Origin of the sequence: Psychrobacter sp. 16-MNA-CIBAN-0192, assembly GCF_040309565.1 — a bacterium.
In the GTDB taxonomy this organism is placed as follows: domain Bacteria; phylum Pseudomonadota; class Gammaproteobacteria; order Pseudomonadales; family Moraxellaceae; genus Psychrobacter.
This window is the reverse complement of record NZ_JBEOOX010000008.1, coordinates 103,712-111,337: the sequence shown is the minus strand read 5'-3', so window position 1 is coordinate 111,337 and position 7,626 is coordinate 103,712. Positions and strand designations below refer to the sequence as shown.

At 40.8% G+C, this 7,626-nt stretch carries 6 protein-coding genes; 4 read left to right on the top strand and 2 right to left on the bottom strand.

What is annotated here, in order from left to right; translation table 11 throughout:
* Positions 1–205: 205 nt before the first annotated feature.
* The 4 genes from AAEY78_RS08410 (at position 206) to AAEY78_RS08395 (ending at position 4,843) form a co-directional block, all read left to right on the top strand.
* Positions 206–1,015, top strand: a complete 810-nt coding sequence (locus tag AAEY78_RS08410; RefSeq protein WP_352338902.1) for a restriction endonuclease — start codon at positions 206–208, stop codon at positions 1,013–1,015.
* 299 nt (positions 1,016–1,314) lie between these two features.
* Complete coding sequence (locus AAEY78_RS08405; RefSeq protein WP_352338901.1) at positions 1,315–1,974, top strand: YqiA/YcfP family alpha/beta fold hydrolase; 660 nt, start codon at positions 1,315–1,317, stop codon at positions 1,972–1,974.
* Positions 1,975–2,117: 143 nt separating this feature from the next.
* On the top strand, positions 2,118–4,007 hold the full coding sequence (gene parE, locus AAEY78_RS08400) for a DNA topoisomerase IV subunit B (protein WP_352338900.1): 1,890 nt from the start codon (positions 2,118–2,120) through the stop codon (positions 4,005–4,007).
* A 167-nt stretch (positions 4,008–4,174) separates the two neighbouring features.
* Positions 4,175–4,843, top strand: coding sequence for a lysophospholipid acyltransferase family protein (locus AAEY78_RS08395; protein ID WP_352338899.1), 669 nt, complete (start codon positions 4,175–4,177; stop codon positions 4,841–4,843).
* Positions 4,844–4,928: 85 nt separating this feature from the next.
* Here the strand turns inward: AAEY78_RS08395 and budC are convergent, their stop codons facing one another.
* Both budC and AAEY78_RS08385 read right to left on the bottom strand, forming a co-directional pair.
* Complete coding sequence (budC, locus tag AAEY78_RS08390) at positions 4,929–5,711, bottom strand: meso-2,3-butanediol dehydrogenase (protein ID WP_352338898.1); 783 nt, start codon at positions 5,709–5,711, stop codon at positions 4,929–4,931.
* Positions 5,712–5,916: 205 nt separating this feature from the next.
* On the bottom strand, positions 5,917–7,602 hold the full coding sequence (locus tag AAEY78_RS08385) for a mechanosensitive ion channel (RefSeq protein WP_352338897.1): 1,686 nt from the start codon (positions 7,600–7,602) through the stop codon (positions 5,917–5,919).
* Positions 7,603–7,626 lie beyond the last annotated feature (24 nt).

Here is a 7,626-nt window from a genome sequence, read left to right as displayed (position 1 = left end):
TCAGAAGTGAAACGTCTTTGCGCCAATGGTAGTGTGGTTCGCCCATGTGAGAGTAGGTCATCGTCAGCTCTCTATTCAAAGTTAAACCCCCCTTCGCGAAAGCGGAGGGGGGTTTTGCTTGCCTGAGTTTTAAGTAATGATAATTTCTTACTTTATCTATAAGGTATTAATTTTTAGCTTCATCTCACTAGGTATAAGGATGGTTATGACTAGAGAACCAAGCTGGTATGAATTTCAAGAAGATATTAAAAAACATTTTGATTCGCTAGGAGCTGATGCAGAGAGCAATGTTAGAGTTCAAGGCGTGCGAACTTGCCATGATATAGATGTACTCGTCAAAACTAGGTTTCTGGGTGAAAATATTATTTGGGTTGTTGAAGCGAAACATTGGAAGAGTAAAGTAACTAAGGCACAAGTATTAGTGCTGAGATCAATTGTAGACGACATAGGTGCAGACCGCGGTTTTATTATATCTGTAGCGGGGTTTCAAAGTGGTGCTTTTGAAGCAGCTAATAATACCAATGTAAAACTTAAAACCTTCGATGAATTGAAGATTGATACTAAAGATTTAATTGAAGCTGAGATTTTAAAAACATACTATAAACGTCTTTCACTTTTAGAAGATAGATATTGGTCACACTCTAAAAAATTGAGAATTGAATATGGGTTGCGTCACCATACTGCAGACTACTCGATGCAATTTACTGGTCAGCAACTACTAACTATTGTGCGAATAGCTATTCTGGCAGCAGAAGAGCGAAACTATCCTATTGATTTAAATTCTTTTTTAGAGGAACAGAAGGGTGAAAAGATTGCTAACAACTTTCAACAGCTTTCGATGTGGCTGAACCTTAATTTAAATCATTTTGATGAAAAACTACTGATTGGTGAGTTGGAAATGTATAGAAATGATGATTATACACCTGACACAGAATATAGAAATAGAGGGTATGAAAAATCTACTACCAAACTTATGGCTAACGCAATATATAATGCTAGAAAAGACCGCCGATAAAGTTAAGGCAAAATATAGATAAAGATCAAAGAGTAGATATCGTTACTTAACTTTAAATCAAAGCTTTTACTCTTCAAAGCAATTAATCAATCTCAAGCACTTCATCAAAAACAAATCCCAACTATTCACATTTACGCTATCTTATCTGCTCGATACTCAGTTTATGTCTAGAAGAATGTCGCAGATACTGAATAATCATGTGCAATTTTATTGTTACTGTCTTTATACACTCAATGATATGCTAATTTTTTATTATTTATATACAGCAATTATAACAACATCAATAAGTGAGATTATACGTGAACGTTATTTATATTCATGGGCTAAACAGTGATGCTAACTCTACTAAAGGACGGTTGTTAGAGGATTATTGCCGTAAATATCACTCTGATATCAATATAATACGCCCTGATTTGAATAAAACACCTGATCAAGTTTTCAAGCAAATAGTGTCATTAATCGAGGGCTTAAGGATTCACAATACTATTGAAAATGAGCAGTGTGAACCTTTAAATACGGTATTGGTAGGTAGTTCATTGGGTGGCTATTTTTCTACCTTGATAAGCAATCATACAGGTTGTCCTGCGCTATTGTTAAATCCTAGTATTCAACCACATATTACTTTACAGCGCTTTGCTAAAGATTTGAAGCTAAATAATAACGTTAAAGAGGAAGATTTTAGTAATCAGGTTATTCATTCGACAGCCGGTGGTTGGGATATTACGCGTGCAGATTTACAATGGTTTGAAGAACATCAATTATTAACCGTTCATTATCCCGATAAAGTTACTGTGCTCATGAAAGACGGTGATGAGTTACTAGATTCTCAGTTATCTGCCGAGTTTTATAGACAGCAGGGTGCTAGGGTCTTATTACAAGCCGGTGGCGATCACAGGTTTAGTGATTTTAGCGAGCACTTACCGATGGTGATTGATACTTTAAAGCAATTACAACAATAAATGGTGCAGCATATTTAATAATTACTTTAATTAGAATAGACGACATCATATGACGTAAGACGCTGCGTATTCGAGCTAATGGTACTATTTTTCGTTATAATGGTTAGATAGAATTAATTATTTTGAATACTAAAGGAAGTCGTGTGAGTCAATATAATGCGCAGTCGTTAGAAGTTTTAGAGGGGCTGGAGCCCGTTCGCCGTCGACCGGGCATGTATACCGATACGACGCGTCCTAATCATTTGGCGCAGGAAGTTATCGATAATTCGGTAGATGAAGCGTTAGCAGGTTTTGCTAAAACTATTAAAGTACAGTTATACACAGATGGTTCGCTATCGGTGGAAGATGATGGTCGTGGTATGCCAACGGATATGCATCCTGAATTTGGGCAAACGGGTATTGAGCTGATCTTAACTCGTCTACATGCGGGTGGTAAATTTTCCACTTCGAACTATCAGGTATCTGGTGGACTGCATGGGGTCGGTATCTCTGTTGTTAATGCGCTATCGACGCGAGTTGAAGTAACGGTATGGCGTGAAGGCAGCCAGTTTGATATGGCGTTCGAAAATGGCGCACCAGTAACGGCATTGAATGAGTCAGTCAGCTCCAATAAGCGTAAGCGCGGTACTAAGGTGCGTTTTTGGGCGGATAGTCATTTTTTTGATACGCCTAAATTTAATATTAAGCAGCTCAAGCATAATTTAAAAGCCAAAGCGGTATTAGCGGCAGGTCTGACGATTGAGTTTATTGATGATATTAATAATGAAAAGGTCGTTTGGCAGTTCACCGATGGCGTGGTTGAATACTTAACCGAGCAGTTGGATGGGTTAGAGACACTGCCACCTCAGCCGTTTTATTACCATTATGAGGCAAAGAAAGGCGAACGCGCAGCCATTACTTTTGCACTCTCTTGGCTACCGGAAGGTGGTACTCCCATTCAAGAAAGCTATGTCAATTTGATTCCTACGGCGCAAGGCGGCACCCATGTGAATGGCTTGCGTACCGGTATTTTAGAAGCGTTACGTGAATTTTGTGACATTCATAATTTACTGCCCCGCAGTGTAAAATTAACCGCCGAAGATGTTTGGGATGGGGTCAATTATATTTTATCCTTAAGATTCTCAGAGCCGCAGTTTTCAGGACAAACGAAAGAGCGCTTATCGAGCCGTGAAGCTGCAGGAGCCGTACAAACGTTAGCAAAAGATGCGTTTAGTTTATGGCTAAATAAGCATGCAGAATTGGGCGCGCAGATAGCAGAACTTGCCATTAATAAAGCAGGCAGTCGTCTTAAATCTGCTAAAAAAGTAGCCCGAAAAAAAATTACTCAAGGACCCGCTTTACCGGGGAAATTAGCAGATTGCCGCGGTGATTTGCGTGATGGTGCTGAGTTGTTTTTAGTCGAAGGAGATTCGGCAGGCGGTAGTGCCAAGCAAGCGCGCGACCGTCATTATCAGGCGATATTGCCGCTGCGTGGTAAGATTTTGAATACGTGGGAAGTATCCTCTGATACTGTATTATCCAGCCAAGAGATTCATGACATCGCGATTGCCATTGGTGTCGATCCTGCCTCATCGGACTTATCTGAGCTGCGCTACGATAAGGTTTGTATTTTAGCGGATGCGGATTCTGATGGTTTGCATATTGCCACTTTGATTTGCGCGTTATTCGTCAAGCATTTTCCTGCATTGGTTGAAGCGGGTCATCTGTTTGTCGCCATGCCGCCGCTGTATCGCGTTGACGTCGGTCGCGAGGTTCACTATGCATTGGATGAGCCTGAACTTGCTCATATTTTAGCGGGTATTACGGGGAATAAAAAAGCTCAGATTACCCGTTTTAAAGGGCTTGGGGAAATGAGTGCCGAACAATTACGCGAAACCACAATGAATCGAGATACGCGTCGTTTGGTTCAGTTGGATATGGACGATATGGTGCTTACTAATAATGTGATGGATATGTTGCTGGCAAAGAAACGGGCAGGGGATCGTAAGCTGTGGCTTGAGCAAACAGGTAATCTGGCAGATATTGCTTTATAACAGTTTAGATACTGGTAAAATCATAAAGTTAAGCGTTATAAAATGCCGCAAAAGTTAATTGAGCGTTGGCAAGATAATGCTATTACGAGGTTATCCTATTTTTAGGTTATTCCACTATTATCACATTAGAGATTAAAGATTGTTCTCATTGCAGGAGTTTTACTATATTGCCAATACCATCAAAGTTGTCTACTTTATCCAAGCTGCCTAAATTAACTCGAAAGGATTTAGGCCGACTCGTACCCAGACGTGGCGGAAAAATAACGCCTGTTATTGCCGCTTATTTATTAAAAGTAGCCGGTTGGCGTACGGTTGGGCATATACCAGATATTCCACAAGCCGTTGTTTTGGCATTGCCACACACCTCTAATGTGGATGGTATTTATGCGATACCTAGCCTCTTTGCCTTAGATTTAAAAATTAGTATTATGGGAAAACATACGCTTTTTAAAGTGCCGATTTTGGCTCAGCTGCTGCACTGGATTGGGGTTATTCCTATTGACCGTGATAATAAAGGCTCAGTTCTGCAATCCAGTATTGATAAGTTTAAAACGGGTAAACCATTGTTCCTTGGATTGTCTCCAGAGGGCACGCGAGAATATACTGAAAGTTGGAAAACGGGCTTTTATTATTTGGCACTGGGAGCGAATGTGCCGATACTCCCTGTCGCACTAGATTATAAAACCAAAGAGATTCGCTTTTTATCGCTGATACATCCGACGGGTGACATTGAAGCTGATTTGCCAAAAATCTATGCCCAGTATTATGGGGTAGTGCCGCGCCATCCTGAGCGCTTGTCACAGCCACTACAGGATGTAAATAATACTGCGCATTAATCAGTCTGTTTTTTATGAGCAAATTATTGCTGAACGGATTACTTAATAATAGATAAATCTAGCGCTCACTTCAGCTAATAAATATTTAAAATCTGGGCTGACCACTAGAGGCACTGACGCCACCATCGACAGGTAAATTAACGCCCGTAATCATTGCGGCTTCATCACTTGCTAAAAAAGTAATGGCAGCAGCGACATCTTCAGGTGTTGCAAAGCGTCCCATCGGGCAGCGTTCTATAAATTTATCTGTTTTTACCGTATCCTCTTGAATGCTGCTACTCATACCGGTTTTTGTGACACTGGGATTAACCGCATTGATACGCACGCCATCCGCGCCATGATCTAATGCCAATGTCCTAGTTAAGTTACTGACGCCTGCTTTAGCGGCATTATAGGCTGCCATGTTCCAGTCGCCGCCCATGCCTGAAAGCGAGGAGACGTTAATAATATTCCCCTTACTGGCAATCAAGTACGGCATAGCCGTTTGGCAAACGTAAAAGGTGCCGTTTAAATTAATATCGATGGCACTCTTCCATTCTTCTGCGCTCAGCTCCGTGATTTTACCTTGTACGGCTTTACCCGCATTATTAACTAAGATATCAATCTTATCAAACTTATCTATCACCAGCTTAATCATCTCTTTCACTTGGGTTTGGATACTGACATCGCAAGCAACAATCAAATAGTTATCCGTATGAATCCAGGTACGGTCATGTGGAAACTCACTTGCTGTTTCTTCAAGCGTTTGAGTTGTACGCCCGACTAGTACCACATTTGCGCCTTCGCGAGCGAAGCGAATGGCGGTTGCTCGACCAATTCCAGAACCTGCACCCGTCACAATGACGGTTTTTTCTTTGAAGCGTTTCATGATATTCTGTCCTTGTTATCATATGATTGAAAAAGGCAATAATTTATCATAGCAAGTCATTGATGTGAAAGCGACTGCTATACAATACGATTTCATGGTCTTTTTTGGTCTGAAAAATATCGCTAAACAGTTAGTTTTCTAAATAATATGCGTAAAAAAGACAGCCTAAGCTGTCTTTTTTATTAAGAAAAATAGTTAACTGTAATTATTCAATATCATTATCAGTTAATTTGCCATACTGATTAGCCGAAGTGGTATCAACAATATCAGTAGTTGGAGTATTTGGCGTTGTACTGGTTACCGGAGTACTTGTGGCTCCAGTAATTGGGGCAGTAGTACCCGTTGATACTGTGCTTGGCGTAGCAGCACGAACAGCGTCAGCAACTTTATCCGTAGTGTTAGACGTAGTCTTAGTATGACGCGTGGTATGGATTTTCATACCTGTACGCTCTTCATCCATCTTGTCCTGCATCTTGCGTAAGAAACGAGCTGCTGCTTCTTGACCACCAAGACCGAAAGATAAAGCAAAGGCAACCGCAACCGCACCTAACGTTAGACCAAATGCAAGGTTAACGATAGAATCTGCAATACCCATGGCTTTTAGACCCATGGCCAATACTAAACCCATGATCAATACACGCACGATGTTGGCTAAGAACTGTGAACCTTGCTCAGAGCGTTCGACAACACCAGCAATGATGTTGGCAAGCCAAAAGCCAATAAACAAAATAATCGCACCCAGGATAATGTTAGCACCAAAGGCGATAAACATCGTAATAATACCTGAGATAGGCTCAAAACCAAGCAAGTCAGCCGCTGCAATGGCAGCAAATAACATGGCAAAGAAGATAATCGCATAACCAACTAAGTCAGAAATCTTTTTATCACCCATGGTCTGTTGCAGACCAACTTTGGCAGGTAACTGATTGATTTGCGTATTTTCAAGTAAGCCTTTAATGATGTTAGCAACCATACGAACGACATAGAAAGTCACAACCAAGATAGCAATTGCCATAAAGATATTAGGCAAGGCTTCCATGATTTTGTTCAACATATTGGTTGCAGGACGAGCAATCACTTCGATTTTAAGCGCATTTAAAGCAGCGATAATGGTTGGAATGATAACCACTAAAAAGGCTAAAGAACCGGCGATATTTGGCAAGCTATTCTGTTCGCTTAAGCCTGCTTTTGATGCAAGCTCTTGAACATTAAAGGTAGAAACCAAGTTAGTTACAATGCCGCGTACGACTTTAGCGATGATATAACCCACCACAAAGACCACACCAGCGATCAGAATATTTGGGATAAAGCTAAAGATTTTATCGACCATATTGGTTAAAGGAGCAAATAAACCGTCTAGCTCTAACTGACCTAAAACCATAGTCAGAACAACCAATAGAATAAACCAGTAAACCATATCAGCAATGGTACTGCTCATCGGTTTAACGCCAGCTTGTGCGCTTAAACGCTCATCCATATTGGTTTTTGCGAGTGCAGCATTGATTGCAGTACGTGCAACCGTTGCAATAACCCAGCCCAATACACCAACGGCTATCGCGCCAATGAGGTTCGGGATAAATGCCAATACTTGATTAACCATATTAGCAAATGGGGCGGAGATCGAGTTTAAGTTAAGTTGGCTCAGCGCGCCTGAAATGGCGATAATAAAGATAAACCAGAAAACAATCTTAGAGATAATGCCTTCTAAATCGTAAGTCTTGCCAGTGGTTGAATTCATACGCTGGTTAACATTTACTTTAGCAAGTACATTACGTACCAAAGCGGCAATGCCTAAAGCAACGAGCCAACCAATGATAAAAATCAATATAGCGCCAATAATGGATCCTATCGGTCCACCAAGATAACCGTTGAAAGATGTGTATGGGTTCATCCCGACCTCCTTTTAAGTATGATA

Excerpts from the sequence above, each read along its gene's own strand:
- budC (WP_352338898.1), bottom strand. The coding sequence starts at position 5,711 with ATGAAACGCTTCAAAGAAAAAACCGTCATTGTGACGGGTGCAGGTTCT.
- AAEY78_RS08410 (WP_352338902.1), top strand. The coding sequence starts at position 206 with ATGACTAGAGAACCAAGCTGGTATGAATTTCAAGAAGATATTAAAAAA.
- AAEY78_RS08385 (WP_352338897.1), bottom strand. The coding sequence starts at position 7,602 with ATGAACCCATACACATCTTTCAACGGTTATCTTGGTGGACCGATAGGA.